This is a genomic window from Bryocella sp., from assembly GCF_058498515.1.
Map to the genome: position 1 here is coordinate 64,902 of NZ_JBMHYI010000001.1, position 25,985 is coordinate 90,886.

At 64.3% G+C, this 25,985-nt stretch carries 23 protein-coding genes; 14 read left to right on the forward strand and 9 right to left on the reverse strand.

Translation table 11 applies throughout. The annotated features are described in order from the left end of the window. The first annotated feature begins 15 nt into the window (after window positions 1-15). From AC5E6W_RS00290 to AC5E6W_RS00315, 6 genes are all read left to right on the forward strand, one after another. The gene (locus tag AC5E6W_RS00290) at window positions 16-660 is read left to right on the forward strand and encodes a hypothetical protein (protein ID WP_491750249.1); all 645 of its coding nucleotides are present in this window, start codon (window positions 16-18) and stop codon (window positions 658-660) included. A gap of 151 nt (window positions 661-811) precedes the next feature. After that, the gene (locus tag AC5E6W_RS00295) at window positions 812-1,615 is read left to right on the forward strand and encodes a hypothetical protein (protein WP_491750250.1); all 804 of its coding nucleotides are present in this window, start codon (window positions 812-814) and stop codon (window positions 1,613-1,615) included. A gap of 150 nt (window positions 1,616-1,765) precedes the next feature. Next, the gene (locus AC5E6W_RS00300) at window positions 1,766-2,290 is read left to right on the forward strand and encodes an RNA polymerase sigma factor (protein ID WP_491750251.1); all 525 of its coding nucleotides are present in this window, start codon (window positions 1,766-1,768) and stop codon (window positions 2,288-2,290) included. A gap of 50 nt (window positions 2,291-2,340) precedes the next feature. Then, window positions 2,341-2,745, forward strand: coding sequence for a hypothetical protein (locus tag AC5E6W_RS00305; protein ID WP_491750252.1), 405 nt, complete (start codon window positions 2,341-2,343; stop codon window positions 2,743-2,745). A 69-nt stretch (window positions 2,746-2,814) separates the two neighbouring features. Beyond that, window positions 2,815-3,891: an HMG-box domain-containing protein gene (locus AC5E6W_RS00310; RefSeq protein ID WP_491750253.1), complete on the forward strand. Its 1,077-nt coding sequence runs from the start codon at window positions 2,815-2,817 to the stop codon at window positions 3,889-3,891. A 166-nt stretch (window positions 3,892-4,057) separates the two neighbouring features. Next, entirely contained in the window at window positions 4,058-5,296 is a 1,239-nt protein-coding gene (locus AC5E6W_RS00315) for a tRNA guanosine(34) transglycosylase Tgt (protein WP_491750254.1), read from the forward strand. Between the two features lie 4 nt (window positions 5,297-5,300). On the opposite strand, the gene AC5E6W_RS00320 is transcribed toward AC5E6W_RS00315, so the two are convergent. Further along, on the reverse strand, window positions 5,301-6,152 hold the full coding sequence (locus AC5E6W_RS00320) for a class I SAM-dependent methyltransferase (RefSeq protein WP_491750255.1): 852 nt from the start codon (window positions 6,150-6,152) through the stop codon (window positions 5,301-5,303). 190 nt (window positions 6,153-6,342) lie between these two features. On the opposite strand from AC5E6W_RS00320, the gene AC5E6W_RS00325 reads away from it, so the two are divergent. The 3 genes from AC5E6W_RS00325 (at window position 6,343) to hpnI (ending at window position 9,590) form a co-directional block, all read left to right on the forward strand. After that, entirely contained in the window at window positions 6,343-7,608 is a 1,266-nt protein-coding gene (locus tag AC5E6W_RS00325) for a carboxypeptidase-like regulatory domain-containing protein (protein WP_491750256.1), read from the forward strand. A gap of 60 nt (window positions 7,609-7,668) precedes the next feature. Beyond that, window positions 7,669-8,352, forward strand: a complete 684-nt coding sequence (locus AC5E6W_RS00330; RefSeq protein WP_491750257.1) for a hypothetical protein — start codon at window positions 7,669-7,671, stop codon at window positions 8,350-8,352. Window positions 8,353-8,420: 68 nt separating this feature from the next. After that, the gene (gene hpnI, locus AC5E6W_RS00335; protein WP_491750258.1) at window positions 8,421-9,590 is read left to right on the forward strand and encodes a bacteriohopanetetrol glucosamine biosynthesis glycosyltransferase HpnI; all 1,170 of its coding nucleotides are present in this window, start codon (window positions 8,421-8,423) and stop codon (window positions 9,588-9,590) included. Window positions 9,591-9,661: 71 nt separating this feature from the next. On the opposite strand, the gene AC5E6W_RS00340 is transcribed toward hpnI, so the two are convergent. After that, window positions 9,662-10,531 (reverse strand): DUF1003 domain-containing protein, encoded by an 870-nt coding sequence (locus AC5E6W_RS00340; RefSeq protein WP_491750259.1) that lies wholly within the window; start codon window positions 10,529-10,531, stop codon window positions 9,662-9,664. A gap of 26 nt (window positions 10,532-10,557) precedes the next feature. Continuing rightward, window positions 10,558-12,621 (reverse strand): ArnT family glycosyltransferase, encoded by a 2,064-nt coding sequence (locus AC5E6W_RS00345; RefSeq protein WP_491750260.1) that lies wholly within the window; start codon window positions 12,619-12,621, stop codon window positions 10,558-10,560. 318 nt (window positions 12,622-12,939) lie between these two features. Here AC5E6W_RS00345 and AC5E6W_RS00350 point away from each other — a divergent pair, with 318 nt between their 5' ends. The 3 genes from AC5E6W_RS00350 to AC5E6W_RS00360 all read left to right on the forward strand — a co-directional run bounded on the left by AC5E6W_RS00350 (window position 12,940) and on the right by AC5E6W_RS00360 (window position 16,118). Then, window positions 12,940-14,079 (forward strand): Rieske 2Fe-2S domain-containing protein, encoded by a 1,140-nt coding sequence (locus tag AC5E6W_RS00350; RefSeq protein WP_491750271.1) that lies wholly within the window; start codon window positions 12,940-12,942, stop codon window positions 14,077-14,079. Window positions 14,080-14,165: 86 nt separating this feature from the next. After that, entirely contained in the window at window positions 14,166-15,203 is a 1,038-nt protein-coding gene (locus tag AC5E6W_RS00355; protein ID WP_491750261.1) for an aldo/keto reductase, read from the forward strand. 105 nt (window positions 15,204-15,308) lie between these two features. Further along, entirely contained in the window at window positions 15,309-16,118 is an 810-nt protein-coding gene (locus tag AC5E6W_RS00360; protein WP_491750262.1) for a DUF72 domain-containing protein, read from the forward strand. 201 nt (window positions 16,119-16,319) lie between these two features. On the opposite strand, the gene AC5E6W_RS00365 is transcribed toward AC5E6W_RS00360, so the two are convergent. Next, window positions 16,320-17,978 carry a DHA2 family efflux MFS transporter permease subunit gene (locus AC5E6W_RS00365; protein WP_491750263.1) on the reverse strand — a complete coding sequence of 553 codons (1,659 nt, stop codon included), beginning with the start codon at window positions 17,976-17,978 and terminating at the stop codon, window positions 16,320-16,322. A 151-nt stretch (window positions 17,979-18,129) separates the two neighbouring features. Between AC5E6W_RS00365 and AC5E6W_RS00370 the strand changes: the two genes are divergently transcribed. Further along, window positions 18,130-18,927, forward strand: coding sequence for a zinc ribbon domain-containing protein (locus AC5E6W_RS00370; RefSeq protein ID WP_491750264.1), 798 nt, complete (start codon window positions 18,130-18,132; stop codon window positions 18,925-18,927). A gap of 92 nt (window positions 18,928-19,019) precedes the next feature. Here the strand turns inward: AC5E6W_RS00370 and AC5E6W_RS00375 are convergent, their stop codons facing one another. Further along, window positions 19,020-19,718, reverse strand: a complete 699-nt coding sequence (locus tag AC5E6W_RS00375; RefSeq protein WP_491750265.1) for a helix-turn-helix domain-containing protein — start codon at window positions 19,716-19,718, stop codon at window positions 19,020-19,022. Window positions 19,719-19,895: 177 nt separating this feature from the next. Between AC5E6W_RS00375 and AC5E6W_RS00380 the strand changes: the two genes are divergently transcribed. Beyond that, entirely contained in the window at window positions 19,896-21,107 is a 1,212-nt protein-coding gene (locus AC5E6W_RS00380) for a fibronectin type III domain-containing protein (protein WP_491750266.1), read from the forward strand. A 45-nt stretch (window positions 21,108-21,152) separates the two neighbouring features. On the opposite strand, the gene AC5E6W_RS00385 is transcribed toward AC5E6W_RS00380, so the two are convergent. From AC5E6W_RS00385 to AC5E6W_RS00400, 4 genes are all read right to left on the reverse strand, one after another. Next, window positions 21,153-22,832 (reverse strand): M28 family peptidase, encoded by a 1,680-nt coding sequence (locus AC5E6W_RS00385; protein ID WP_491750267.1) that lies wholly within the window; start codon window positions 22,830-22,832, stop codon window positions 21,153-21,155. Between the two features lie 92 nt (window positions 22,833-22,924). Continuing rightward, window positions 22,925-24,196, reverse strand: a complete 1,272-nt coding sequence (locus AC5E6W_RS00390; RefSeq protein WP_491750268.1) for an A/G-specific adenine glycosylase — start codon at window positions 24,194-24,196, stop codon at window positions 22,925-22,927. A gap of 53 nt (window positions 24,197-24,249) precedes the next feature. Beyond that, complete coding sequence (locus AC5E6W_RS00395; RefSeq protein WP_491750269.1) at window positions 24,250-24,897, reverse strand: YdeI/OmpD-associated family protein; 648 nt, start codon at window positions 24,895-24,897, stop codon at window positions 24,250-24,252. A 100-nt stretch (window positions 24,898-24,997) separates the two neighbouring features. Next, window positions 24,998-25,816: a VOC family protein gene (locus AC5E6W_RS00400; protein WP_491750270.1), complete on the reverse strand. Its 819-nt coding sequence runs from the start codon at window positions 25,814-25,816 to the stop codon at window positions 24,998-25,000. Between the last annotated feature and the right edge of the window lie 169 nt (window positions 25,817-25,985).

Genomic DNA, 25,985 nt, shown 5'->3' on the forward strand with positions numbered 1-25,985 from the left:
ATCTATGCTGCGAAGATGCGGGCGTTCCGTCTTCCATTTTCGCTGCTGCTGCCCGCGCTTGACCTCGTGCTGTGGGTGTTTCTTGCACTCATCCCGGTCTCGCTCATCTACTATGGCTTCCTCGCGGACGCCGAGCAGGACCAGCGGCCCCCCGTAACCAGCGCGCGGGAACAGCAGCTCGATGTGAAGCCGCAGGAGGTCGCGAGCCAGCAGCTGGAAGTTGCGATGGATTGGCGCGGACGGCTCCTGACGACGGTCAACCTGCCAGGACTGCTCGTTGAATTTCTTACCTCGCTGGGTTCGACGTGGCCGGAGAGCTGGCATCCCGAGGCGCTGGAGCTCTTCAGCTGGCGCGCCCTGGCCTTTCCGCTGTACTCGTTGCCGGCGTGGTGGTTTGCGGGCGTTTCGATCGACGCTCTGCTGGGCCGGCGCAGGCTGCACTGGGTTGCGATGGCCATCGCCCTGGTTTTGTTCGCCTTTTGCGCCCTGATGCTTATGCCCCTCGCCGACGGCCTTCAGGCGTCGAAGGACTACGAGATGACGGCCGGGACGGCGCTGTGGACAACCCTGTTCGCCGTGGCGCCGGTGGCCTGGTGGCGGCAGCGCCGCCGCGATTGGCTGGCGAGGCACTCCGAATCGACCCCGGAACGTCTAATCTAGAGGAAACTCTTCTCACTTCAGGCGGCGGCGGATCCCTCCGGGAGCATCGCAGGAGTGTTGGGCAATTCGAGTTTCGGCATGTGGCGTGCCGCTGATCATTGGGAGCGTGTGGGGAATGCAAAGCACTCATCGAGCGCGGGTAGTTCACAGGGTGGTAGTTGGGGTCGCGCTGTCGGCCTTCGCGGCTGCTCCGCGCGCGGCGGTGCCCCTGGACCAGTCGAGCGCGCCGCACACGCCCATTCAGTTGATGAATGACATGCTGCAGCGCGAGCAGCTGCCGCACACAGACCGCTACGAATACCTGAGCGAGGAGCGCTCCGACCGCACCGGCGGGCATCTGTGGACCGAGCGCGTCGTCGAGACCGGCAAGGGCAAGATCCGTAAGCTGCTGGCGGAGGATGGCCGGCCGCTGAGCCCGGAGCGTTTGGCCGCCGAGCGGAAGCGGCTGGATGCGATCGCCGGCGACCCGGAGGCGTTCGAGCGCGCAGAAGCGGCGCAGAAGAACGATGAGCAGCATGCGCGCCAGATGCTGGATGGGCTACCCCGAGGATTCATCCTGGAAAACGTGGCGCTAAACGATGGTGTGTGGCACATGGACTTCAAGCCCAACCCCGCGTATTCGCCCTCCGGCATGGAGGAACATGTGCTCCACGGCATGAGCGGCTGGCTGACGATCGATGCGAAGGACATGCGACTGGTGCACATCGAAGGCAAGCTGGCGCAGGACGTGAACCTGGGGCTGGGGCTGATCAATATCCGGGCAGGCAGCAATTTTTCCAGCGACCGCGCGGATGAGGATGGCCGCTGGCGCACGACCCGCGTTCACACGGACATTCGTGGCCATGCGCTGCTGTTCAAGACGATCGCCAAGAGCACGGATGTCTCGAGGTCGGAGTTCCAGTACCTCGACGCGAACCTGACGATTCCCGAGGCTGTGGCGTTGTTGGAGAAGTAGGTGCCGACCTAATCGCACCGAAAGACCGCCTCAGGGGGCGGTCTTTTGTTTTCTGCGGGTTACGGGAGGACGTCCGGAGCCAGGCTCGTCGCACAAACTTTTTGCATTCTTGAACGGGCTCCTGGTCGTATAGGAAGATGAGCGGGCAGGATGGCCATAGAGAGCGGCGAGTTTCGAAGACTGGTGGAGCAGCACCAGCGCATGGTGTTTTCCCTTGCGTTGCGTGTCACGGGCGAATACGGCACGGCCGAAGAGGTCGCGCAGGACGTATTCCTTGAGCTTTACCGCGGCAGCGAGCGGATTACCGGAGAAGACCATGCCCGGTTCTGGCTGCGCAGGGTTACCGTCCATCGGGCGACGGACGCCCTGCGACGGCAGAAACGACAGCCGGAAGCGGATGCCGACGAGTGGATGGATGAGGTCCACAGCGCGCCGCTGGCAGACGGCGCGGCGGGAGTTGGGCCGCAGGTGGAAGCAAGGCTCGAGGAGCTGTTGCGGGCCCTGCCGGAGAACCTCCGCGTCGCGGTGGTTCTCCGCTACCAGGAGGACATGCTGCCCGAAGAGATTGCGTCGCTGCTGGGTCAACCGCTGGCGACGGTCAAGAGTCACCTGCAGCGCGGCTTGCAGCTGCTGCGCCGCAAGGCGGCCGTGACGATGAAGGAGTACGTGCGATGAATGGGCCTGACGAGAGCAGGAAGTTTGACGTCGTTGCAGGAGCTGGAAAGTTGAACACGGAAGCACAAGGAACGGGCACAGGGTTTGAACAGGAATTGGCGCGCGCACTGCAGCGTGTGGACGCGCCGGAGGGCTTCGCTGTCCGACTCATGGAACGGGCGGCGAAGGGGGACACGGCCCATGTCGTGGAGGTCCCGGGCCGCTCCCCGGGACCCTCCCCAAAATCAACGCGGCTGTTCGTGATGCCGCGCCGCCAGTGGCTTGGATGGGCCTCGGGCGCCATTGCGGCGACGCTGGTCGCGGGGGTCTTCGTGGGGCAGCATGCGCATGAACAACATGAGCGCCGTCTGCTGGCCGAACGCGAGTTCGAGACCGCCACGCGCATTCACGACCAGGCCCTGGAGCGCGTTCGCGAGGAGCTGCAGCGGCGGGGCATCACCCTTACCGGCGAATAGATTTGCAGGCTACGCAGGCGAGACGGAATTTAGCAGCAACGAGCATTCAGCAGCAGAAGGACACCTACGATGAAGACGACTTCCCTAACCCAGGCTCTTCCCGCCGCAGCCCTTACCGCTGCACTTACCCTCTTCACCGCCGCCGCGATGGCCCAGGTAGAACCCGCAGTCCCTGCGCTGCCTGCTATACCGGCAGTTCCGGCTTTGCCTGCTCTGCCGGCGGTACCCGTTGCGCCAAGGATGGTTCGCACGGTGTACGTTCGTCCCATGCCGGCTGGGGCGATGATGGCGATTGCTCCCGCGGACCCCGCTGCGGCGCCTGAGCCGCCCATGGCCTTTGAAGGCCAGCCCGAGGGCGCGATGGGGCAGGCCGGCGATACCAAGGATGACCTTTTTGCCGGAACCGAGGAGTTTGCCAAGAACGCCAGCGATGTGACGGAGATCAGCATGGATCCCGAATCGCTGGGCATGGTCGGAGGATCGCACGCCAACCGCGCGCACTCCATGGTGCTCAACGTCGTCCGCACCTACACCTATGACAAACCCGGCATGTACGATATGGCCGCCGTCGACCGGTACCGCGCCAAGCTGAACACCGGCGACTGGCACTGCTCCGTGCATACCCGCGACCTGAAGCGCGGCAGCTCGAGCGACATCTGCAACAAGCGCCGCACCGACGGCATGCGTGAGACCGCGATCATCACCGCGGAGCCCAGGGAGCTGACCTTCATCCACACCATCCGTAAGGAGAACGGGAACGATTCGGGCGGGGGCCTGGGACCCATCTCCATCAACCTTGGGCCTGCGATGGCGATGCTGGACGCCCCAGAGATGGCTGCGCTGGCCGCACGGCTGGACACGATGCGGGTTCACCTGGATGGCCTGGATGTGCACATCGATGCCGATCGCATGGCCGAGGCAGGAGCCCGACTGGCGGAGGCGCAGTCCCGCATCGCCGCGCGCATGAAGGACTTCAACTCGCAGGAGTTCAAGGAGAACGTGGAGCGCATGAGCCGGGACATGCAGCGCAACATGACGCAATTCAACTCCCCAGAGTTCAAGGAAAGGTATGAGAGGCTCGGCAAGGAATACAAGGACTATGCCGACAAGTACAAGGAGAAGTTGAAAGACGAGCAGCGCGACTAGAACAAGACCCAGCCTGACGAAAGGGCGCTTCGCGCTGAATCTTCACGTCGCACTCCATCGAGACCCCGGAGCCCCACCGCTCCGGGGATTTTTTTGTCTTGTTGGTCTCTGCGTGGACACATGGTGCGGCTCCCGCTCTCATTCTGCTCCGTACAATGAACTCTGGATGCAGCCCGATTTCACTGTTCTAAACACCACGCCCGCAGGCGGCCGCCGCAGCGTTCTTCGCCTTCCTCATGGCGAGGTGCAGACTCCCGTCTTCATGCCTGTCGGTACAGCGGCCACGGTCAAGACGGTCGAGCAGAGCATCCTGGAGCAGCTCAACGCCGAGATCATCCTGGCGAATACGTACCACCTCTACCTGCGGCCGGGGCATGAGCTCATCCGGCGCGCGGGAGGTGTGCATCGTTTCATGAGCTGGCAGCGGCCCATGCTCACCGACTCCGGTGGATTCCAGGTGTTCTCGCTGAGCAAGCTGCGCAAGGTCACGCCGGATGGCGTGGAGTTCCGGTCGCACCTCGACGGCTCGAAGCACTTCTTCTCGCCGGAGCATTCGATGGAGGTGCAGATCGCGCTGGGTGCGGACATCATGATGGCCTTCGACGAGTGCGTGGAGACGCCCGCGAGCTGGGAACGCACGCGGAACTCGATGGCATTGACGCATGACTGGGCGGCAAGGTCGAAGAAGTATTGGGAGGAGCATCGGCACGAGGTGCCGTGGGCGGAACAGTGCCAAGGGCCAAGCGCCAAGGGCCAGGGGGAAGGCGATTCTTGTCCCTCGTCCCTTGACCCTTGGCCCTCAACCGCATTCGCACGCCAGTACGATCGCCACCGCTTCTCCGACCAGCATCAGCTGCTGTTCGGCATTGTGCAGGGCGGGATGTATCCCGATCTGCGGCGGGAGTCGGCGGAGCGGCTGGTGGAGATGGATTTTCCGGGCTACGCGATCGGCGGGCTGGCGGTGGGCGAGCCGCGTGAGGTGACGCGCGAGATGATCGCGCTCTCACTGGAGATTCTGCCCAAGGACAAGCCGCGCTACGTGATGGGCGTGGGCTATCCGGACGAGATTGAGGAGTACGCGAAGATGGGAGTGGACATGATGGACTGCGTGCTGCCCACGCGCGCTGGCCGTCATGGCCTGGTCTTCATCCGCGAGAACCCTGCGGACCGTGCGTCCAAGGCGATCCGGTGGAACATCAAGCGTGTAGAGAATGCGGAGGACCATGGGCCGATCGATAGTGGCTGCCCCTGTCCCACCTGCCGCAGATACTCCAGGGCGTACCTGCGGCACCTGTATGTGTCGGATGAGCCGCTGGGCGCGACGCTGAATTCCATCCACAACCTCGCGTTTTACCTCGAGACCATGCAGCGAGTGCGCGCGGAGTTGGCGTTGACGAAGGTATAGTTCCTCACTTTCGCCGCGCGGTGACTTTGAGGTACTCGTTCTTCACCAGCGTGCGATTGGGATCGCCGCTAACGTTGGCTTCGCTCCAGAGGTGGGTGAGGTCGCCGGCGAACGCGACCTGGCCGGCGGCGTCGAGACGCGAGAAGGCCACCTGGGTGGGGCCGAAGTACTTGCGGAAGAAGTCCACCGCCCCGCTGGGAGGCGTGGGCATGTCGAAGTCGATGGGGACAATCTCGGTCTCGATGGAGTCGAAGCCATCCTGGAGCCGCTCGTTCACGGTAGCGGGATCTCCCCAGCGGACCGGCGCTTGGATACCGGGAGGCGGCGGCACATGCGCTGCACCCAGCTTGAACATCTTTCCGGTGAAGCCGCCGGGGGTCCAGTTGGCCATCGCAAGCAGGCCACCGGGCTTGAGCACGCGGGCGAATTCTGACGCCACGAGCTCGGGGCGTGGGGCAAACATCGCGCCGAACATGGTCACCACGGCGTCGAAGCTAGCGTCGGCATACGGCAGCGCCTCGGCGTCGCCTTCGTCGAACTGGATCGCGAGCCCTGCGGCGGCGGCCCGTTCACGGGCCTGCTCGAGCAGGTTGGGAGCGATGTCGACGCCAGTGACCTGGTACCCGCGCTGGGCCAGCGGGAGCGCAAGATTGCCTGTGCCGGTGGCGATGTCCAGCACCTTTGCAGGCACAGCGGGAAGAGCCAGCGAGGCGATGAATTCTTCCCCACCCTGCGCTATGGTCTTCGCGACCATGCCGAAGTCTCCGGCCATCCAGGTGGCGCGCATGCCTTGCTTGATTTGCTCGATCTTTAGTTCGACCTGCTCGGGTGGGGTCGAGACCGGGTTGGACGACATGGGGCGATCTCCCCTGTTGCGTTGGATTTAGTGTGTATCTGCAGATTGCTCCCTGGCCGGACTCGCGTCAAGCCTGGGCTTGCCTTTCGGGGCCGAGACAGAGGTGACCTATTCGCGCGGCTACCGTCACTCCCGGCAGGGCGCACGTTATACCTGCCTGGTATGGCATCCTTGCGCCATGGAGTTCGTCATGATCCCCTTGCGGAGCCGATCGACACTGCGCGTTGCGGCCCTCGGTCTGTGCTGGCTCGTCAACCTGCCGTTTGCTGCCGCACAGCAGGACGCGTCTCCGCAGGCGCCTGCGGCCCAGGCGACACCACCTGCGGTGAGGCTTGCGCCGTCGACCCAGCAGGGCCCTACCGGGTCGGTGAGCGGCAGGGTGGTCTTCGGGGATACGCAGCAGCCCGCGCGCTTCGCACAAGTCGTCCTGGTGCCCGTCGATGCCGTGCGCACGGACAGCTCCCGGCCTGGTGGAGGCTTCAGCGGCTTCGGTGGCATGGGTGGAAATGGCCGCACCGACCTTGACGGCGACTTCACTATCCCCAACGTTGCACTGGGCGACTACTACGTGGCCGGTCAGGCTCCGGGGTACATTAGCGAGACTGCTATTCTGCAGGCCCGCGCGGCAGACGGAGCCGATGCGCAAGCTCTGCTGGCGGGCCTTCCCGTAGCTCGAGTGACGGCTGGAACCACGGCTACGGTCAATGTGTCGCTCACGCGCGGCGGTACGATCGCGGGCAAGATCCAGTGGGAGGATGGCTCCCCCGCTGCGGGGGAGCAGGTGACGGCGCTGATGGTTACCGCCGGGACCAGCGCGACGGCCGCCATCAACCAGGCCGGTGGACGTGGTCCGGGTGGAGGCATGGGCTTTGGGGGAGCGGGCAATGCGGCCTCCGACGATCGCGGCGTCTTCCGCATCACCGGACTGGCTCCGGGTACCTACGTGGTGCGGGTCACGCTGCAGGCTCCCGCCAATACGGGATCGGCAACCTTCTTCCAGCGCACGCAGCAGCTGACGATCTACGCTCCTGGAAAGCTGCGCCGGTCGGAGGCGCAGGCGGTCACCATCCACCAGGGCGAGGAGCGCGATGACCTGCAGTGGGTGATCGACCTGCAGGCGCTGCACACCATCACGGGCCGCGTGGGGGCGACGTCGGGTCCGGAGCCGCAGTCAGGCAGCGTGCGGCTGGTGGATGCCAGCGACAGCAGCCTGAACCGGACGGCCGGAATTGCCTCGGACGGAACCTTCACGCTCAGCTACGTTCCCTCCGGTAGCTACACGCTGACGATCAACGGGGCCAGCAGCAACCCCGCGGCGGGAGGGGGAGGGCCGCGCCGTGGCGGGCAGAGCACCAGCTCCGGCGTGACCTACCAGCAGTACACGGGCTCGCTGAGCGTGGCCGACACCGACGTCAGCGGCGTCTCGATCAACCTGACGCCGAACAGCAGCCAGTAACGATGCTGGAGGGGCGCGGTGATACGCTCGTCGGGAATCGAAAATGAATGACAGGAACCAATGAGCGACATCAACACTGACCGCGAGTGGCAACGGCTGCTTGCCCTCTACGAAGAGAAGGCCGATGAGGAGCTGTTGGAGCTCCATGACCGGCGTGACGACCTTACGGAGCGGGCGCAACAAGCGCTGGCGAAGACCATGCAGGCACGAGGTCTGGAGCTTGCTTCTGCTGGGGAAGCCGAGGCGTCGAGTGCCGTTCGAGGCGAGCTCGCCATCGGCGTCGCTGAAGAGCTGGAGCCGGGCGAGGAGTCCATCATCACCTTCCGCGACGGGCTTGAGGCCTCGCAGGCCATCGCCGAGCTGCGCGATGCTGAGCTTCCGCATCGAATCATGGAGCGAACCAGAAACTACGTTGGTGGGGACTCGCGCACTCTGCTGGAACTCATCGTCGAGCGCAAGGATGCCGACGCGGTTCGTACTCTCCTGCAACGCACGATGGGCCTCTTTCCGCCGCCCGAGGGGGATCACCTCCAGGGCGAAGGCGAGGACTACGCTCCCCTGGGTGAGTTCACCGCTTCGCAGGCGACTGTCGTGAAGCGGGCACTCGACGAACACGGCTTGCCTTATGTGCTCGACCAGGACGAGGAGGACGCCAGCGCACCGGTGTGGATCAGTGTCGCTGCAGACCGCGTGGATGAAGCCTTCGACCTGATGGAGCAGATCGCAGAGACACTGCCGGAGTAATTTCGCGCGGGCTCTGGGATGACGGCTGTCACTCTGTGGTCGCGCGCAGGAGTGAGACCATAGAGGCAATGGATCCTTTTGCAGTGACCGTGGAGGCCGCCGCCGGCGTGATGACCGCGGCGGGCGTGGCGTACAGCGCGCTGGCGTTGGCTGGAGCCCGTGCCTTCCTGCGCGATGCGAAGAAGACGGAACCAGGGCCGCCGCGGACGTTCGCTCCGGGCGTGTCGATCCTGAAGCCGGTGAAGGGGCTGGACCCCAGCATGTACGCCGGGCTGGTGAGCCATTGCCAGCAGCACTATCCCGGGATGTTCGAGCTGGTGTTCGGGGTCAGCGCGCTGGAGGATCCGGCGGTGAGCGCGATCGCGCGGCTGCGGGTGGAGTATCCCGAGGTGCCAATCCAGTTGATCGAGTGCACGGAGCGGCTGGGGAGCAATGGCAAGGTCTCGAACCTGGTGCAGATGCTGCGCGCGGCGAAGTACGAGTACATCGTCGTGAACGACTCAGACATTGTGGTGGGGCCGGACTACCTGACCAACGTGATGAAGCCCTTCGCCCAGCATGAGGTGGGGCTGGTAACCGTTCCCTACTTCGGGCGCGCAGGGGCCACGCTGTGGTCGCGGCTGGAGGCTCTGGGGATCTCCACGGACTTCCTTGCAGGGGTGCTGACGGCGCGGCGGCTCGAGGGTGGGATCAGCTTTGGTCTTGGATCGACGCTGGCGACGACGAAGACGGCACTCGGCACGATGGGTGGCTTTGAGGCGCTGGTGAACCAGCTGGCCGACGACTACGAGCTGGGCGCGCGGCTGCACAAGGCCGGCTGGCGCGTGGAGCTGGTCCACGAGGTGGTGGCGACAAGCCTGCCTGCCTATAACTTCCGCGGCTTCTGCGAGCACCAGCTGCGGTGGGCTCGCGCGGTGCGGGATTCTCGCAAAGCTGGCTACGTGGGACTGTGCTTCACGTACCTGCTGCCGTGGGCGCTGGCTACGGTGCTGGCTTCCGGCTGCTCGCTGTGGAGCGTGACGGTGCTGAGCGTGGCGCTGGTGCTGCGCGTGGCCGTGGCGCTGCAGGTGGGCGTGGGTGTGTTGCGCGACGAGCAGGTGCTGCGCGATCTTTGGCTGCTGCCGCTGCGCGACTGCTTTGGGTTGCTGTTCTGGGCGTGGAGCTACGCGAGCAACACCATCGTGTGGCGCGGGGAGCGATTTCGGCTGAAAGACGGCGAGCTGGTTCCGGTGCAATGAGCGCGGCGCGGGAGCGGACGCTCCAACGATCGCGGCAATGAAAGACAGCCGCGAGATAAGGGTGGACGCGCCTATCCGCTGTGGTGTTCCTTGCGATGGAGTTCGAGGCCTCCGCGGAGTTCGTCTTCCACATCCCCCATCTTGTCGGTGAGGAAGTTGAGCTTGCGGGTGATGGCTTGTACCTCGGCTTCGGCACGGCGGTTCACGGCGAAGTTGTGCTCGGAGCGCAACCGGTCGCGGGCATCCTGGCGGTTCTGGCTCATCATGATGACCGGGGCCTGGATGGAAGCGAGCATCGAGAGGAACAGGTTGAGCAGGATGAAGGGATACGGGTCCCAGGAGCTGCCGTGGAAGTGGACCAGTGCGATGGAAACTCCGGTGTAGCCCAGGAGCGTGACGCCGAAGGTGATGATGAACGTCCACGAGCCTCCGAAACTGGCGACGCCATCGGCGACACGCTGGCCGAAGGTCTCGCTCTCATCGATGACGTCTTCCGGGTTGCGGGCGGCGCGCTCGCGCACGAGGCTCTGCGCGGAGTGGATGTCGCGGGCGAGCACCGTGAGCATGTCGAGGCCGGCCATGGGCTTTTTGGAGAGCAGCACCTCGATGTCGTGGCGATCGATCTCGACGCAGGTTGTTTGCTCGAGTGCGACGGCTGTGGTGTGGTGCGGCACGTTCTCCAGTAGCGAGGCGAAGCCGAAGAAGTCGCCGTGATGTGGCTCGGAGAAGGGAACCTCCTGCCCGTCTTCGTCGAGCAGCGTGACCGTGACGGAACCATCGAGTACGACGAAGGCGCGCAGGGCTTCTTCGCCGGCCTTGTAGATACGCTGGCGCGCGACAAAGTTGCGCAGCTCGACCTGCTGTGCGAGGACGTCGAGCTCGTCGTCATCGAGGAGGGAGAAGAGCGGGACGTGGCGAAGTTCTGTGGGGGTGCAGGGCATAGGAAGATGCGAGTCGTTAGATCAGCTTAATGGTTTGGACGGTTGCTGACGATTTCTTTCCCGCCGGAGCGGGCGATGACATAGACCGGCCCGGCAAGTGAGGGTAACTGATTCGGAGGGTCTGTAAGTGACTGCCACATGAAGATGCGATTTGGCCCGGTCCACGCCTTTGCCAGGTCATCCGCGCTCAGGAACAGGCGCGGCGCGTCCGGAAAGAAGCTGCCGTACCAGAGGTTGGAGCTGCGGCCGTCGTAGATGAGGATCGGCTGAGTGGTGAGCAGGTGGGGCCCGATGCCGAAGCCCCTGCGGAAGGGCGAACCGGCGGCGTAGCCAGCAGGGCGGCCCAAGTAGAAGCCGAGCGTGGAGCCAGCCTCATACTCGCCGTGGAGGATGACGATGTCGTCGGAATGGATCTGGGGAGCGATCTTCTCCGCGAGCTGCGCCGAGCTGAGCACGGGAGCGAACGTCCGCAGGCCGAGATGCGCAGCCAGCAGGAAGGTGAAGGCTCCAGCGGCGAGCAACAGCGTAGCGGTGTGCGGATGCTTGCGGCGGCGCAGGATGAGAGCCAGCACCGGCCCGAGCAGCAGGCCACACGCCGCCAGCACCAGCGGCACGCGGAACATCCCGAGAGCGCGGGTGTCGAGATCCAGGAAGTGGCCGAAGCTGAGGGCGTACTCGCCGGGATTCTGCGAGAGCAGGTCGCTGAGATCTGTGCCGGGCGTGGGCTGGCGCGTGTGCAGCAGGAGATAGACGGTGACGGCTGCGAAGGCAAAGCCGATGCCCGCGAGGATCATCAGAGCGGGCCGTGCCGGATCGCGCGGCGTCTCCTTGGCGCAGCGTTGCGCCTGGACGGTCCCAAGCCAGCCGCCGATGAGGATGGCGAGCGCGGGCAGTGCGGGCAGGACGTAGTACTCCTGCCTCGTGGAGAAGCTGAAGAACAACAACACGAAGGCTGCCCACAGCACCAGCAGCAACTGGCCGCGCTGCTTCAACGGGAGGTCGTGGCGGCGCAGCTGGCTTCTCCACTTGGCCGTGTGAACAGGAAGCGCCCAGCGCAACGTCTGCGGAAGAAACGCCGACCACGGCATGAGCCAGACGAAGCACAAGCCGAGGAAGAGTGCGAGTGGGACGGTGTCGTAGTCGTGCGGCACGCGCAGGTTCAGGTAGCGCAGCACGTGCTCGTTCATGAAGTAGAACCAGTACCATCCGCGCACGTTGCCATCCGTGGGAAGCGGCACGATCCAGTGGCCGAAGTGGAAGGGAAAGACGTACTCGCGAACGAAGCGGAAGGATGCGGGATGGCCCTGGGCGGGATTCGCAAGGCCCGCGAGGATGTGCCATGGCGCAGCGATGAGGAGGAAGACGAAGAGCGAGTGCGCGAGGTGGTACTCGCCGATACGGCGCAGCGCGCGGCGCACTCCACGGGTCATCAGAAGGTAGATGGTGGCGATGGCCAGCGGGAACACCAGACCGATGAGGCCCTTGGTGAGCACGTTCAGCGCGCAGGCCACGGCAAAGCCCAAGCAGCAGTGGCGATGGGCCTGCTTCCTGCGCTGCTCGTGCAGCAGGTTCGGATTGAGCGCGACGCGCTCGGTGAGCCAGAAGAAATACAGAGCCAGGGCGAGCCACAGGCACACCATCGCATCGGGAATCATGATGCGGGTGAAGATGAAGATGCCGAAGCTGGAGAGCAGAATGAGCGCGGCATAGAGACCTGAGGACGTCCGGTGGAAGAGCCTGCGCGCGAAGGCTTCCGCCAGGAGAGCCAGGGCCAACACAGAGAGCGCGAGGGGAAGCCGGGCCGCGGCGACCAGAGCTCGTGGTGAGCTGGCACCAAGGATCTGCGCGACGCGCATGGCTCCGGCCATCGCCCAGTAGAGGACCGGAGCCTTCTCGAGGTAGCGGATGCCGTTGGCGTAGAGCGTGACGCCGTTGCCCCGCAGCAGCATTTCGCGGGCGACCTCGACGTGGACGGAGTCGGCATCGTCCAGCAGCGCGGGCGTGAAGAGCGTGAAGCTGGCGTAAAACGCGAGCCACGCGACCAAGACACACAACAGCGTGGAGCGCGGCCTGGCGAGGGTGCGGGTCATGTGCATTCAGTGTAGAAGGGGATTTCCCTGCTCCATGGGATGTCGGATAGTGATTGCTGGATGGATGCGATTTGCGCTCATCCGTTTTGGCTAGCGCAGCATGAAGCACGGTGCGGTGACCTGGAACACGGACTCCGGGCCAGCGTGGGCGAGACGATGCACCCAGCTGCCACCCTGCACCAGCACCCGTACACTAGAGGCGCGATGAGTTCTGTTTCCGACGCCAAGGGCAAAGGCCCCGCGAACACTGCCGTGCGAAACCCGTCAGCCCAGTGGGCCAACATGCGGCCCATCCGCGCGCGCGATGAGCAAGCCGAGATGTTGGCCATGCCGGACGCCCGCACCGGGCCGCCCGCGGAGATGGTCTTTGGCGACTGGTACCCAGCCACACGGGCGGACCGGCTGCGCGCGGGAGATACCGTGCTGAGCACGTTGCTGGGCATCCCCATGCTGCTGGGCCGGAAGAAGGACAACAGCCTCTTCGCGATGCGTGACCTTTGTCCGCACCGGGGCATTCCGTTGTCCGCGGGGTGGTTCGATGGCGAGACGGTGCAGTGCAAGTACCACGGCTGGCGGTTCGAGCCCTGCAGCGGCCGTTGCGAGGAGATTCCCTCGCTGACGCAGTTCGACATCCTCGAGCCGACGAAGATTTTTGCTAACAGCTTCCCCGTGGTGGAGAGCGATGGCTATGCGTGGGTGTACGTCCCCGAAGCGGGGGCGGGACGGCTGCCTTTTGATGCGGAGGGGCGCTTCGATTTGAGCGCGCTGCCCGCGGTGCCGGAGCTGCCGAAATTCGGCTCCCGGTTCCGGTCGGCGCACCTGCAGGCGGACCTGCCGTGCAACGTGGATCACGGCATCATTGGGCTGATGGACCCGGCGCATGGGCCGTTTGTGCATCGCGCGTGGTGGTGGCGCTCGGCGGCGAGCATCCACGAGAAGACCAAGCGCTTTGAGCCGATCGTGAATGACAGCGACGCTTCGCGGCGCGGCTTCAACGACGGCTTCCGCATGAGTGCGCATGCGCCAAGCTCCAACAGCCTGCCGTACAAGATCCTTGGCAAGCCGGTGACGACCATCGACTTCGTGCTGCCTAACCGGCGCACCGAGACCATTCGGGCGACGAACGACAAGGGCGTGGAGCGATGGTTTGCGTCGCTGACGACCGTGACTCCGGTGACGCCCACGAGCTGCCGGATCGATGTCGTTGCGGCGTGGGACATTGGGTATCACGTGCCGTTTGTGCTGCCGATTGCGAAGTACTTTGGCGCGAAGTTCGTGGCACAGGACCAGCAGACGATGGTGGAGCAGGCACAGGGCCTGCGCTCGCACCCGGGGTTGATGTTGATCGACGATGCGGACAAGCCCGCGAAGTGGTACTTTGCGCTGAAGCAGCGTCGGCTGAGCGGGGTGGGCGAGCACCCGCTGCAGGGACCGGTGGAGCTGCACTGGTGTAGTTGATGGGATACCGAAAGCCGTTCATGCAACTCCCGCCGAACTTCGATTAAGCTCGCATCATCGTCGTACGAGGGAGCATCTCTACCGCTATGCAATATCGATTCCTTGGCCGTTCCGGCCTACGCGTTCCTGAGCTGTGCTTTGGCACCGGTACCTTCGGCGCCGGCAATGAGGTCTTCGCCGCCTGGGGCAACACCGAGGCGGACGAGGCTCGCAAGCTGATCGACCTCTGCATGGAGGCCGGCTGCAACTTCTTCGATACCGCCGACATTTACTCGGATGGCCGCAGTGAGACGATCCTCGGCGCGGCAGTGCAACACCTCAAGCGTGAGGACATCCTGATCTCGACCAAGGCCACGTTCCGGGGCGGCTTTACCGGGCCCAACAACGTGGGCAGTTCGCGCTACCACCTGATCCAGGCCGTCGAAGGATCGCTGAAGCGGCTGGGCACAGACTATATCGACGTCTACCACATGCATGGCTTCGACGCGTCTACGCCGGTGGAGGAGACGCTGTCGGCGCTGGACCTGATGGTGCAGCAGGGCAAGGTGCGGTATATCGCCTGCTCGAACTTCTCGGGCTGGCACCTGATGAAGTCGCTCACAGTCTCCGAGCGCTATGGCTGGTCGAAGTACGTTGGGCATCAGGTGTACTACTCGCTGGTGGGCCGCGACTACGAGTGGGAGCTGATGCCGCTGGGCATCGAGCAGGGCGTGGGTGCGCTGGTGTGGTCGCCGCTGGGCTGGGGACGATTGACCGGCAAGCTGCGCCGTGGCGCGCCGAAGCCGGAGACGAGCCGCCTGAACAACCAACTGGCTACCGACATTGGACCGCAGATCGAGGATGAGTACCTGTTCAAGGTGGTCGATGCGCTGGATGAGGTCGCGGCAGAAACCGGGGCGACGATCCCGCAGATTTCGCTGGCCTGGCTGCTCACGCGACCGACGATCTCGACGCTGATCATCGGTGCTCGCAATGAAGAGCAGCTGAAGGGCAACCTCGCGACGGTGGATGTAAAGCTAACCACCGAGCAGATTGCGAAGCTGGACGCCGCGAGCGAGCGGCCGCTGGCGTATCCGTACTGGCATCAGCGGCAGTTTCAGGAGCGCAATCCAAAGCCGGTGTAGGTTCGCCGTCCAGGGCAAGGCAAATGCAAGGAGCATCAAGGGACGCCGCGGAATTCGTGGCGCATCCTGGCGCTCCTTGCGTTTATTTTCGGCATCTTCCTCCTTATGACGCTCCCGGCCCTCGACATTCGTATTGGCACCGCTGGTTTTACGATCCCGAAGCAGCATGCGGGGCTGTTCCCTGCGGCAGAGGTGGAGGGCACGAAGCGCTCGCACCTGCAACGCTGTGCGGAGGTGCTGCATTGCGTGGAGATCAACTCGAGCTTTCATCGCCCGCACAGGCGCAGCACGTGGGAGAGATGGGCAGCCTCGACCCCAGAGGATTTCCGCTTCAGCGTGAAGGTGCCGAAGACCATCACGCACGAGGCGAAGCTGGCGGGTACAGGTGGCCTGCTGGCGACGTTCCTGAGCGAAGCCACCGGACTCGGCGAGAAGCTGGGGCCGCTGCTGGTGCAGCTGCCGCCAAAGCTTGCGTTCGACGAAGGGCTTGCGCATGAGTTTCTGACGACGCTGCGGGAGCTACACCCGCAGGATGGGGGTACGCCGGGTGGCGGACTGGTGGCACTCGAGCCTCGCCACGAGAGCTGGTTCGCGCCGGAAGTCAGCCGGCTGCTGCGGGACTTTGGCGTAGCGCGCGTCGCCGCCGATCCGCCCAAGGGATCCGCGAAGGCCAAGGAGCCGGGAGGGTGGACCGGTCTGCGCTACTACCGCCTGCATGGCGCGCCGCGGACGTACTACTCGGATTACGGGAAGACGTTTCTGCGGGGGTTTGCGAAGAACCTGCGCGAGCCTGCGCGGGCCGCAGAGACGTGGGTGATCTTCGACAACACGGCGCTGGGACATGCGACGGCGAATGCGCTGGAGCTGCAGGCGCTGATGGAGAAGCCTGTACGCAAGGTTCGATCGTCGAAGTAAGTCCAGGGGGGTTCTGATGAGGTCCCGAGCATTCCCTCGGCGGCTGAAGCCGCATTGCTATCACGGACTTTATGGCGGGACTAAAGTCCCGCCCTGACAAAACGGGGGCTTCCGAGGCTTCCTGCAGCCTCGTCGCAGCACAGCCCGGGTCCCTTGAGGGACCCGGGGCGCCCGGGGCGCCCGGTTTGTGCAAGCCCCGGCTTAGTGGCCGGCGCTCGGAGAGGCGTTCTTGGGCGGCCTGGGGATGAAGAAAAGCAGCGGGATCATGGCCGCGCAGAAGATGGTCAGGTAGCGGATGATGTCGACGTAGGCGAGCGTGGCGGCCTGGCGGTGCAGCTCGTTGTAGATGTACGCCTGGGCCTGATGGATCGCGCCAAAGCTGGCTCCGTTGTAGGGGCCGCCTTTGACTCCTGCGCCATTGCCGGGCTTGAAGACGCCGGCCATCTGCTTGACCTGGTCGACGTAGCCTGGATTGCCTGGCGTGAGATTGCGCACCATGGAGTTTTCATGCGCCAGGGTTCTCCGCGTGAGCATGGTGGCCATGAATGCGGTTCCGCTGGAGCCACCGATGTTGCGGGCAAGATTGGTGAGGCCGGAGACGTCGTTGTTTTCGTTCTGCTTTACCCCGATGTACGCGATGGTATTGATGGGAATGAAGAGGAACGCGAGGCCCGAGGCCTGGAAGATGCGCATGAAGACGAGCTCGCCGTAACTCAGCCCGAGATTGAGCTGCGCCATGTACATCAGCGACGCGGTGAGCATGAAGAAGCCGTAGCCGATGAGCTTGCGTGGATCGACCTTGCCCGAGAGGATGCCGACCACGGGCATCATCGCCATCATCATGAAGCCGGCGGGCGAAAGGACAAGCCCAGCGAGCTCTGCCGTATAGCCCAGCAGGGTCTGCACGAACTGCGGGATCAGGATGGTGGTGCCGTAGAGCGAGAAGCCCAGGACGAACATCAGCAGGAAGCTGATGGCGAACTGCCGTCGCTTGAAGAGCGTGAGGTTGAGGATGGGCCGCCGGCCCTCACGCAACTCCCTGAGTTCCCACCAGATCATGCTGATGAACGCGATGAGCATGGTCGCGACGAAGAAGGTGATGAGCCTGGAGCCGAACCAGTCATCCTCCTGCCCCTTGTCGAGGACGAACTCGAGCGAGCCGAAGGTGAGGGCAAGCAGGCCGAAGCCCATGAAGTCGAGCTTCATGCCTTCGCGCTGCGTCTTCTTCACCTGCTCATGCACGTAGGGTGGATCTTCCACGATGCGCGAGGTGAGGAAGAGCGAAAGGATGCAGATGGGGACGTTGAGGTAGAAGATCCAGCGCCAGTCGAAGTTGTCCGTGATGTAGCCGCCGAGCGTGGGGCCGATGGCCGGGGCGACGACAACCGCGAGGCCGTACATGGCGAAGGCCTGGCCGCGCTTCTCCGGCGGGAACGTGTCGGCGAGGATGGCCTGCTCACTGGGCGCGAGACCGCCGCCGCCGATGCCTTGCAGCACGCGGAAGAAGACCAGCAGCGGCAGCGTGGGTGCCAGGCCGCAGAGCGCGGACGAGATACCGAACAGGGCCACGCAGATCATGTAGAACTTCTTGCGGCCGATGAAGGTGGTCATGTACGCGCCGGCCGGCAGGATGATAGCGTTGGCGACCAGGTACGCGGTGAGCACCCAGGTGGCTTCGTCCTGCGTGGCGCCCAGGCCGCCGGCGATGTGCGGCAGCGCGACGTTGGCGATGGAGGAGTCCAGCACCTCCATGAACGTGGCCAGCGTCACCGTCATCGCGATGACCCACGGGTTGACGCGAGGGCGCCAGGGGGCGGTAACGGTGGTTGGAGAGAGCTCGACTGCGGTTGCTGCTGCCATGGAGGAGGGTGTCTTCCTCTAGATTCGTGAGTGGGCGGCCGGATTCAGAAAATCAGCGAAGAGCCGTGCGTGGCGGCGCGGTGCAGACCTGCTGCTTCGCGTACGATGGAGCCCACGGATAAAGACGGATGGCGCGACGGAATATTGTGAGATGAACGCAGATCTTGAAAAACTGATTATGCTGCAGGCGATCGACCTGGAGCTGGGAAAGCTGAAGACCGAGCTCGCTGGAGTGCCATTGCGGCGCAAAGCCGCCGAGACTGCGCTGCGCGGCGCCGAGGGCACACTGCGCAAAACCGACGAGGCCATGCGCAAGGAAGAACTCCTACGCCGCGCGCAGGAAGGTGACGTCCGTACCCACAAGGACAAGCTGGCGAAGCTGCGCAAACAGCTGGATGCGGCGACCTCCACCGCGCAGGTGACGGCGCTGGAGCACGAGATCCAGTTCGCGGAGCAGGCCATTGCAAAGCTCGAGGACGAAGAGCTGGCCTCGATGGAGCGCACCGAGCAGCTGGAGATGGAACGCAGTCACGGGCAGGAGGCGCTGGAGCGGACCACCGCGGCGCTGACCCGCGAGACAGTGGCGTGCGAGGTGCTGACGGAACGCGATACGGCTCGGATCGCGGTGCTGGACGACGAACGCGGTGCACTGCGCAAGGACGTCCTCGCGACCGATTCCGGGGAGCGAATGCTCTCGCAATATGACCGGACGGCGAAGTCGAAGGGCACCGCCATCTCCGAGGCGACGGAACACAAGTGCTCGGCATGCCAGATGATGCTGCGGCCGCAGCGCTGGAACGATCTGACCGACCGCGATCCAAACTCGCCGTTCAAGGAGACGGTGTTTACCTGCGAGACCTGCGGGCGGATGCTTTTCTACGATCCGCGGAAGGACACTCCTGGACCATGGGCTCCGGGAGAGCGACTTGCGGCGGCGAAGGCAACGTAGTCGCGGAGCGGGAGCGGCGCGACGAAAGTGAGGGAAAGGCTTGTAACCCATCCCTCGGTTTTTGGAAAATTCAGGTCGATTAAACAGCGCAGCTAGGGCTTGCGGATGGCGGCCTTCACGGCCGGCACACGAACCTCGGCACGGCTGCTGCCGCGCATGGGCTCGCTCATGGAGAGGATGAGTGCGGTGCAGGGATCGTCGCCGATCTTCTCATAACTGTGCACGGCTTCGGCGTCGAAGTAGACGGCATCTCCTTCTTCGAGGACATCGAACATGCCATCGTGCGTGAGCTGCAACTGGCCGGAGAGCATGACCAGGAACTCCATGCCGCTGTGCTGGTGCGGACGCTGGGGACGGCGCTCGTTGCCAGGGAGGAACTCGGCGACATACGGGGTTACCGGTTGATCCGCGGGAACCTGCCCGAGGCTCTCGAAGAAGTACGCCGGCTCCTCGGCCCCGGTTTGTGGAAGACGCTGCCGATCCGCGGCGCGTACGATGCGGAACATCTCCGGGCGCTCGGGTTCGAAGAAGTAGATGAGGCTGCGCGAGAAGACCATGGCGATTCGCGCGAGGTTGCGCAACGTCGGCACGACGCGGCCGGTCTCCAGCTGCGACAGAAAACTCGCGGAGAGGCCGGTGTGCCGTCCGAGCTCGACCAGGCCCATGCCTTTGCGCTGGCGAAGCTGACGGATACGCTCACCGATGCGCTTGCTTTCGATGCACACTTCGGCTGCCTCGGCGGTAACGACATCTGCGGCATGCGATTCGGGCTGAGGGAGGATTTCGTTCATAGCGTGAGGCACACTCCAAGTCTTCACTGCGGCTCGGCAATGTTGTATTTACGATGACATCCCGGCGAAAGAGGATGCCCCAAATCCGCCCGCCGCGCAACGTCCGGTCCATGCGATTGAGCCTTCATGACTTGGGCGCAAGGTGATTCGGCAGGTCAGGATGCTAGGCTCGATAGCATGGTTCGGTTCGGCGGCGGGAGCGGGTGGCGCACTAACGTTTCAGGTGGGATCGCCTCGGCCCTGCTGGCCGGTGTCCTTACAGGTTGTGCCAATCCCGGACCACCGCATGCTCCCTCGTTGCATCTGCCGTCGCCACCGCGCGACCTGAGCTCCGACCGCACCGGGAACGTTGTCGAACTGCGCTTTACTGCGCCCAGGAACTCCACGGACAAGTTGCCGCTGCGGGTTGCGTCGCTGCGAGGAACCTTCTGCCGCCAGGTCGGCAAAGGACCATGCGAAACTCCGGCAAACGCCGGTGGGACGTTCGCTCTGCTGGACGCCGGCGGGAAGTCCACCGTGGTGGTGTGGCATGACGCGCTGCCTCCGGCGCTGGCCTCGGGAACGCAGAGGGTGCTCTGCTATCGCGTGGAGTTGTTCAACGCGGAGGGACGATCGGCGGGAACCTCAGACGCAACGTATACGGTTGCTGGAGCAGCGCCGCCGCGGGTGGAGCGCTTGACAGCCGGGGGTGCGCGCAAGGGCGTGGTGTTGCGCTGGGAGGCGGCAGCAGGCAATGGCGACGAAGTGTTGCTGCGCCGCGAAGGGCGAGCTCCGCTGGCTGCGAAAGAAGCAGCGAAGGCTGAGAGCGGCAAACGGCGCTCCGCTACTCTGAACCTCAACAACGACCCCTCCGCGAAGCAGGATGTGGTGTGGATGAGCGCGACGCCCACGGCCGACGATCGCTCGCAGAACCAGTCACTGGATGCGAGCGCGGTGCTCGGCGTTCCCTACCAGTACCGCGCGGCCCGGCGAGAGACGGTGAAGCTGGGCGGTCGCACGCTGGAGTTGCGCAGCGAACTCTCCGAACCAGCGAGCATTACTCTGCAGGCTACCTATGCACCGGCGGCGCCCACAGGCCTCGTCGCCGCTGCCTTCGATAATGCGAGCTCCCAAGGCGTTGCGGCGACGTTTGCGGTGGACCTGGTGTGGCAGCCGGTGGATGATGCGGATGTCGCAGGCTACAACGTTTATCGCGAGCGGGTCGACGCGAGTGGAGCGGTCCAAGGCTCGCGAGAGCGGCTCACCGCTTCACCGGCCCGCGAACCCGGCTTCCACGATGCGACCGCAAAGGCTTCGGAACGCTATCGCTATAGCGTGACCGCCCTAGATACACACGGCAATGAGAGCGCGGCGGTGACGACGGTGCTCGAGCCGAGCGAAGTGCAATAAAAGCCTTCGTCGTCATCCTTGGGAGCATGAGCGACGAAGGATCGTCTACCTGCCTTCGCTCTTCAATCTTGCGGCTTCGAACTCATCTCCAGGCAGCCACTCGATGGTGTGCGGGAGGTGGATCGCCTGCCAGCCGAGGTCCATGCCGAAGCGCGCGATGTTGGCGTCGCCGCGGAAGTCCCACGTGGGATCGAAGTTGTCGGAGACGTTGTGGTAGTCGTGATCGTTGAAGGCCTTCTCCTTTGCTGCGCCCCACGCGTGGTCGCGACCTTCATAGAGCGTGCCTGCATCGATGGTGAAGGCTGGAATGCCGAGGCGCGAGAGCGAGAAGTGATCGCTGCGATAGTAGCTTCCAGCAGAAGGTCGAGGATCGGGCACAATCGCGAGGCCAAAGCGCTTGGCGGTCGCCTGCACCTCAGGGAAGAACGTGGTGCGTTGTGCGCCGTTCACGTTGACCTCCTGCTGCACACCGAACGGCAGCAGCATGTCGAAGTTGATGTCCAGCGCGATCTGCGCAGACGGGATGGGCGTGTGCTGGCCGAGGTACTCGGAACCGAGCAGACCCTGCTCCTCTGCGGTGACAGCAGAGAACAGCACTGAGTGCGGGAGCTTGAGGCCTTGCTTCACGCTATCGGCCCAGGCTTGCGCCATATCGATGAGGATGGCGACTCCGGTGCCGTTGTCCGCAGCGCCGTTAAAGATCTTGTCCGGGCCCGGCAAAGAGGGATCCATGCCGAGATGATCGTAGTGCGCGCTGTAGAGGACGGCCTGGTCGGGCTTGTGTCCGGCGACATTCTCTCCAGGCAACCCACCCACCACATTGGGGCTCTGGAAGGGCTTCACCTTGCTCGAAACCGTGGCTTTGAAGTGCACCGGAAGCTCCACCGCTTTGAAGCCGCGCTTCCCTGCAGCGTCGAACTCCTTATCGAGATCGAGGCCACTCATCGCGAAGATCTTCTTTGCGATGTCGAACTGCACCCAGCTTGCGGCCTTGAGGCGCGGGTTTGCGTCATCGCGGAGGTAGGTTTTCTCGCCGGTGTTGGAGTTCTGCACCACGTTCCAGCCGTAGCTGGCGAGGTCCGTGCGATGGATGATGAGCGCGCCGATGGCTCCCATCTTGGCTGCATGTTCAAACTTGTACGTCCAGCGGCCGTAGTAGGTGAGCGCGTCGCCCATGAAGAACCTGGGATCCTTCGACGGAGGATCGCCGACGATGCAGAGGATCACCTTCCCCTTCACATCCACGCCGGCGTAGTCGTCCCACTGGTACTCGGGAGCAGTGGCGCCGTAGCCGACGAAGACAATGGGAGCGTCGATGTCCTCGTGCGCGTGAAGCTGCTCGTCGGAGATGGTGTAGTCGTCGCCGAAGCGAAGCATGAGTGGCGCACCGCTTGCGGGCACGAGCGATGCCGAGGTCTCCGTGGGCTTGACCTTCATGCTGACGAAGTTGACCTGCTGCAGGTAGGTGCCGTTGTCGCCCATCGGCTTCAAGCCGGCCTTCGCGAGCTCCGCCGCGATGAACTCGGCGGCGGCGTTGCCGCCGGGAGAGCCGGGATAGCGGCCCTCGAACTTATCATCGGAGATGTACTTGTCGAGATCGCGGATGCGGTCGGCGCTGACGAGCTTCTCGGCGCCCTCTAGGCTCTGGGCTTCCGCATACGGGGCGATGACGGCGAAGAGTGCGAGCAGCGCGAGCGGCGCAAACGATATGCGTGCGAATGTCATGGATGGAGTCTCCCGGAACGTTTGCTTTGGATGCGTTCGCTGCAGCAGACCGAGTGCTGCATGTATCGCGTGCTGCAAGTATAGTTGGCGGCTCAGGCGCGCACGGCCTTGGGTATCGTCATCACGCCGAGCCGCTGCAGCACCTTGCGGGTGAGGCCGGTGATCGGGAGCGAGGGCAGGCGCGTGACGGGAAACCAGAACAAGTCCTTGGGTGCGGTCGCGACGCTGCTTAGCAACGACAGCCGATCGTCTTCGCCTGGTTCCCCGGCAACAAAGGGCTCGTCCACGGGATCGAGGCCGCGCAGATCGCTGACAGTGTGAATTACCGTCTTATCGGCCGCGAGGTCGACCTCGTCACTCAAGTCCTCGGTCTGCGGTGGGAGCCCGGCGGCGCGCTCGGCGAAGATCATCACGTAGTAGTTGGTGTTGGTGATGGCGTGGCGCACGCGGAGCACGGGCTCCAGGCCCTCCACGGCATCCATCGGCAGCGGCGGAAGCTCAAGCATGTTGGGCATCAGCGATGCGGCCTCGGGCCGCCTGCTGAGCAGCACTTCTTCGCGCGTGCCGAGGCGACGCCGTACCAGCAGATGTGCGACGGTGCGGCTCTGCATCTGGGTTCGCTCGCCGATAAGGTGCTCGCCGCGCGTGTGGCAGAACTCCCGCACAGGGCATTGCAGGCAGAGCGGCGACTTCGGTGTGCAGATCGTCGCGCCGAGCTCCATCATGGCCTGGTTATGATCGCCGCAGGGATTCGCCCGCGTACGCCGAGCAGACTGCGGTGGCATGAGCGACTGCGCGGTCCGCTGGATGAGCGCACGTGTGGCCGCGCCGCGATCCTCCGGCCGGCCAAGCACACGCAGTAGCACACGCTCTACATTGCCATCGACAACGGCAACGCACTCACCGTAGGCGATGCTCGCAATGGCTGCGGAGGTGTAGTCGCCGACCCCGGGCAGCGTGCGGAGTTCCTCGGCGGAACGCGGCAGCTTACCCTTGAGCTCGCGCGTGACGAACTGCGCAGCGCGATGCAGCATGCGCGCTCGGCGGTAGTAGCCCAGGCCGCTCCACAACGCGAGGACATCCTCTTCGGAGGCCTCGGCCAGCGCGCGGATGGTGGGAAAGCGCACCAGAAACTCGTGATAGCGCTCGATGACCGTGGCGACGCGCGTCTGCTGCAGCATGATCTCGGAGAGCCATGTGGCGTACGGATCGTCGACGCCGCGCCAGGGGAGGTCGCGTGCGTGGCGCTTGTACCACTTGCGTAGCGCACGGTGGAAGGCCACGGGATCGAGCAGGTCTGTTGCAGGGATGCCAGGGACACCGGAGATCGGGCCGGTCTTGCCTGGCGAGGAACGTTTCTTCATCGCAGTTCTATGGTCGCATCCTCAATGAGCACGCGACGTACCCAGGGTGCAACCTAGCACTTCTCGTACTTCCAGTTGCGCGACTTGCCTTCCACAATCCACTCGATGGCCTGTGCGACGCGCTTGTCGCGGGTCTCTTCACGCTTCGCGTCGGCGATCCACTCGCAGTATTCGCGGCGGCAGCTGGGGCTCATGGCCTCGAACTGCTTAGCGGCAGCCTTGTGCTTCGTGAACGCAGCGGTCAATGCGTCGGGCACCGCCGCCTCAGGCTTCGCTACCTTCGGCTTCGGGCGCGACCACGCGGTGGTGCGGGTGCCTTCGGCGATGGGCTTTGCCGCAGCAACGATGTACGCGGTGAGCTCCTTCTTCGAAGGCAGGTCCTTGAGCGAGGTGATCTTTCCAAAGCTTCCCATCGAGCCACCCTCCGCCACGCCATCCGCGCGAAGCTCCTTGGTGACCTCCGAGCCCCACAGCCCGAAGCTGCAGTGCGCCTTGAACGCCGCCATATTGCCGAGGATGACACCGTTCAACAGGAAGAAGGGATGGGACCACTTGATGGCTTCCTCTACGCCGGGCACTGCCTTATGCACGGTCTCGCGGAGGAACGTAAGGATGGGCTGTGCGAACGGGGCTGCCTTCGCAATGTATGCGTCGACAGCGTTTGAGCCGGCAGCGGTACTGGCGAGCTTCTTCGTGGCCATGAGCAGAGCCTCGCTTTGCGCGACGTGAGTCAGGGAGCTTCACGCGATTGTATGAAGGATTGCGGGGCTGAACAAGAGTGGTCTACTCCGCCAGTGCGCTCTACTTTGCTTCGACCGGTCCAGGCGTGCGGCCCAGCAACGGCGAGCAGCAGGACTTGATCGCGGGCGTAAACTCCATGAACTCCACACGCGTCTGGTCGGGATCGTAGAGGTTGAGCTGGATCTTGCCGTCGCGGCCTATCTGGATGGCGCGGCATTGCGCATCCGTGCAGCCGTTGGCCTGAAGACGGGCCAGCACGCTCTGCATGCGTTCGGTACCGAGCGAGAAATGGTCCTCCACGCCCGTCTGCTTCAGCGTGGGGGGCTCCGGGATATTGAGCATGTACTCCAGCCAGTCGGTGCCTTCGGGGACCTGCTGGCTCACCCAGTCTGTCTCGGTCTCGGTGCGGCCGCCGTGCCAGTAAGGCGTAAAGCCGAGGACCTCTCGCCAGAAGGGGTCTTCCTTGGCGCGATCGCGCACGATGAAGCCGACGTGGATGATGCGCTGACTTGGCGCAGTGTCTGAGGGCTTCGCGGCAGCCACCAGCTTCGCCGCGCCCTCGCGCTCGCGGCCATCGACGAAGAGGATGAGGTTGCCCTCGGGATCGCGCACGCCAAATTCACCTTCGCTCATGGGCACGACCGTGGCGATGCCGTGCGCGTTGAGATAGCGCTCCAGCGCTGCGGCATCGCGCGTCATAAACGCTACGGCAGCCATGCGCTGCGTGGCGCTGGGTGGCGGCGTGTGCGGCAGCACCTCGACCCACTGGCGACTGTTCACTGGGTAGATCCAGGTGTCGCCCTGCTCGATGCGCTTGAGCCCCAGCGTGGCGCTGTAGAAATGCTCCGCGGCCGTGGGGTCAGTCGCGTAGACGCGCATGAAGGCGATGCCGGTGATCGCCGGGCGTTGCGCCTGCTGAGCTGCTCCGCTAAACGACTACCGGCTGAAAGCCGGTAGGTTGGGGTTGCGACTGGAAGTCGCCTGAGTGCGGCTGAAGCCGCCTGCAAGGCTTCCGGCTGAGAGCCGGCTTAAGGCTCGGTGGGCGCGG

Bases quoted from the DNA above. Each gene is read 5' to 3' on its own strand.
- AC5E6W_RS00290 (WP_491750249.1), top strand. From the start codon at position 16: ATGCGGGCGTTCCGTCTTCCATTTTCGCTGCTGCTGCCCGCGCTTGAC.
- AC5E6W_RS00300 (WP_491750251.1), top strand. From the start codon at position 1,766: ATGGCCATAGAGAGCGGCGAGTTTCGAAGACTGGTGGAGCAGCACCAG.
- AC5E6W_RS00310 (WP_491750253.1), top strand. From the start codon at position 2,815: ATGAAGACGACTTCCCTAACCCAGGCTCTTCCCGCCGCAGCCCTTACC.
- AC5E6W_RS00315 (WP_491750254.1), top strand. From the start codon at position 4,058: ATGCAGCCCGATTTCACTGTTCTAAACACCACGCCCGCAGGCGGCCGC.
- AC5E6W_RS00320 (WP_491750255.1), bottom strand. From the start codon at position 6,152: ATGTCGTCCAACCCGGTCTCGACCCCACCCGAGCAGGTCGAACTAAAG.
- AC5E6W_RS00325 (WP_491750256.1), top strand. From the start codon at position 6,343: ATGATCCCCTTGCGGAGCCGATCGACACTGCGCGTTGCGGCCCTCGGT.
- AC5E6W_RS00330 (WP_491750257.1), top strand. From the start codon at position 7,669: ATGAGCGACATCAACACTGACCGCGAGTGGCAACGGCTGCTTGCCCTC.
- hpnI (WP_491750258.1), top strand. From the start codon at position 8,421: ATGGATCCTTTTGCAGTGACCGTGGAGGCCGCCGCCGGCGTGATGACC.
- AC5E6W_RS00340 (WP_491750259.1), bottom strand. From the start codon at position 10,531: ATGCCCTGCACCCCCACAGAACTTCGCCACGTCCCGCTCTTCTCCCTC.
- AC5E6W_RS00345 (WP_491750260.1), bottom strand. From the start codon at position 12,621: ATGACCCGCACCCTCGCCAGGCCGCGCTCCACGCTGTTGTGTGTCTTG.
- AC5E6W_RS00350 (WP_491750271.1), top strand. From the start codon at position 12,940: ATGTTGGCCATGCCGGACGCCCGCACCGGGCCGCCCGCGGAGATGGTC.
- AC5E6W_RS00355 (WP_491750261.1), top strand. From the start codon at position 14,166: ATGCAATATCGATTCCTTGGCCGTTCCGGCCTACGCGTTCCTGAGCTG.
- AC5E6W_RS00360 (WP_491750262.1), top strand. From the start codon at position 15,309: ATGACGCTCCCGGCCCTCGACATTCGTATTGGCACCGCTGGTTTTACG.
- AC5E6W_RS00365 (WP_491750263.1), bottom strand. From the start codon at position 17,978: ATGGCAGCAGCAACCGCAGTCGAGCTCTCTCCAACCACCGTTACCGCC.
- AC5E6W_RS00370 (WP_491750264.1), top strand. From the start codon at position 18,130: ATGAACGCAGATCTTGAAAAACTGATTATGCTGCAGGCGATCGACCTG.
- AC5E6W_RS00375 (WP_491750265.1), bottom strand. From the start codon at position 19,718: ATGAACGAAATCCTCCCTCAGCCCGAATCGCATGCCGCAGATGTCGTT.
- AC5E6W_RS00380 (WP_491750266.1), top strand. From the start codon at position 19,896: ATGGTTCGGTTCGGCGGCGGGAGCGGGTGGCGCACTAACGTTTCAGGT.
- AC5E6W_RS00385 (WP_491750267.1), bottom strand. From the start codon at position 22,832: ATGACATTCGCACGCATATCGTTTGCGCCGCTCGCGCTGCTCGCACTC.
- AC5E6W_RS00390 (WP_491750268.1), bottom strand. From the start codon at position 24,196: ATGAAGAAACGTTCCTCGCCAGGCAAGACCGGCCCGATCTCCGGTGTC.
- AC5E6W_RS00395 (WP_491750269.1), bottom strand. From the start codon at position 24,897: ATGGCCACGAAGAAGCTCGCCAGTACCGCTGCCGGCTCAAACGCTGTC.
- AC5E6W_RS00400 (WP_491750270.1), bottom strand. From the start codon at position 25,816: ATGCGCGTCTACGCGACTGACCCCACGGCCGCGGAGCATTTCTACAGC.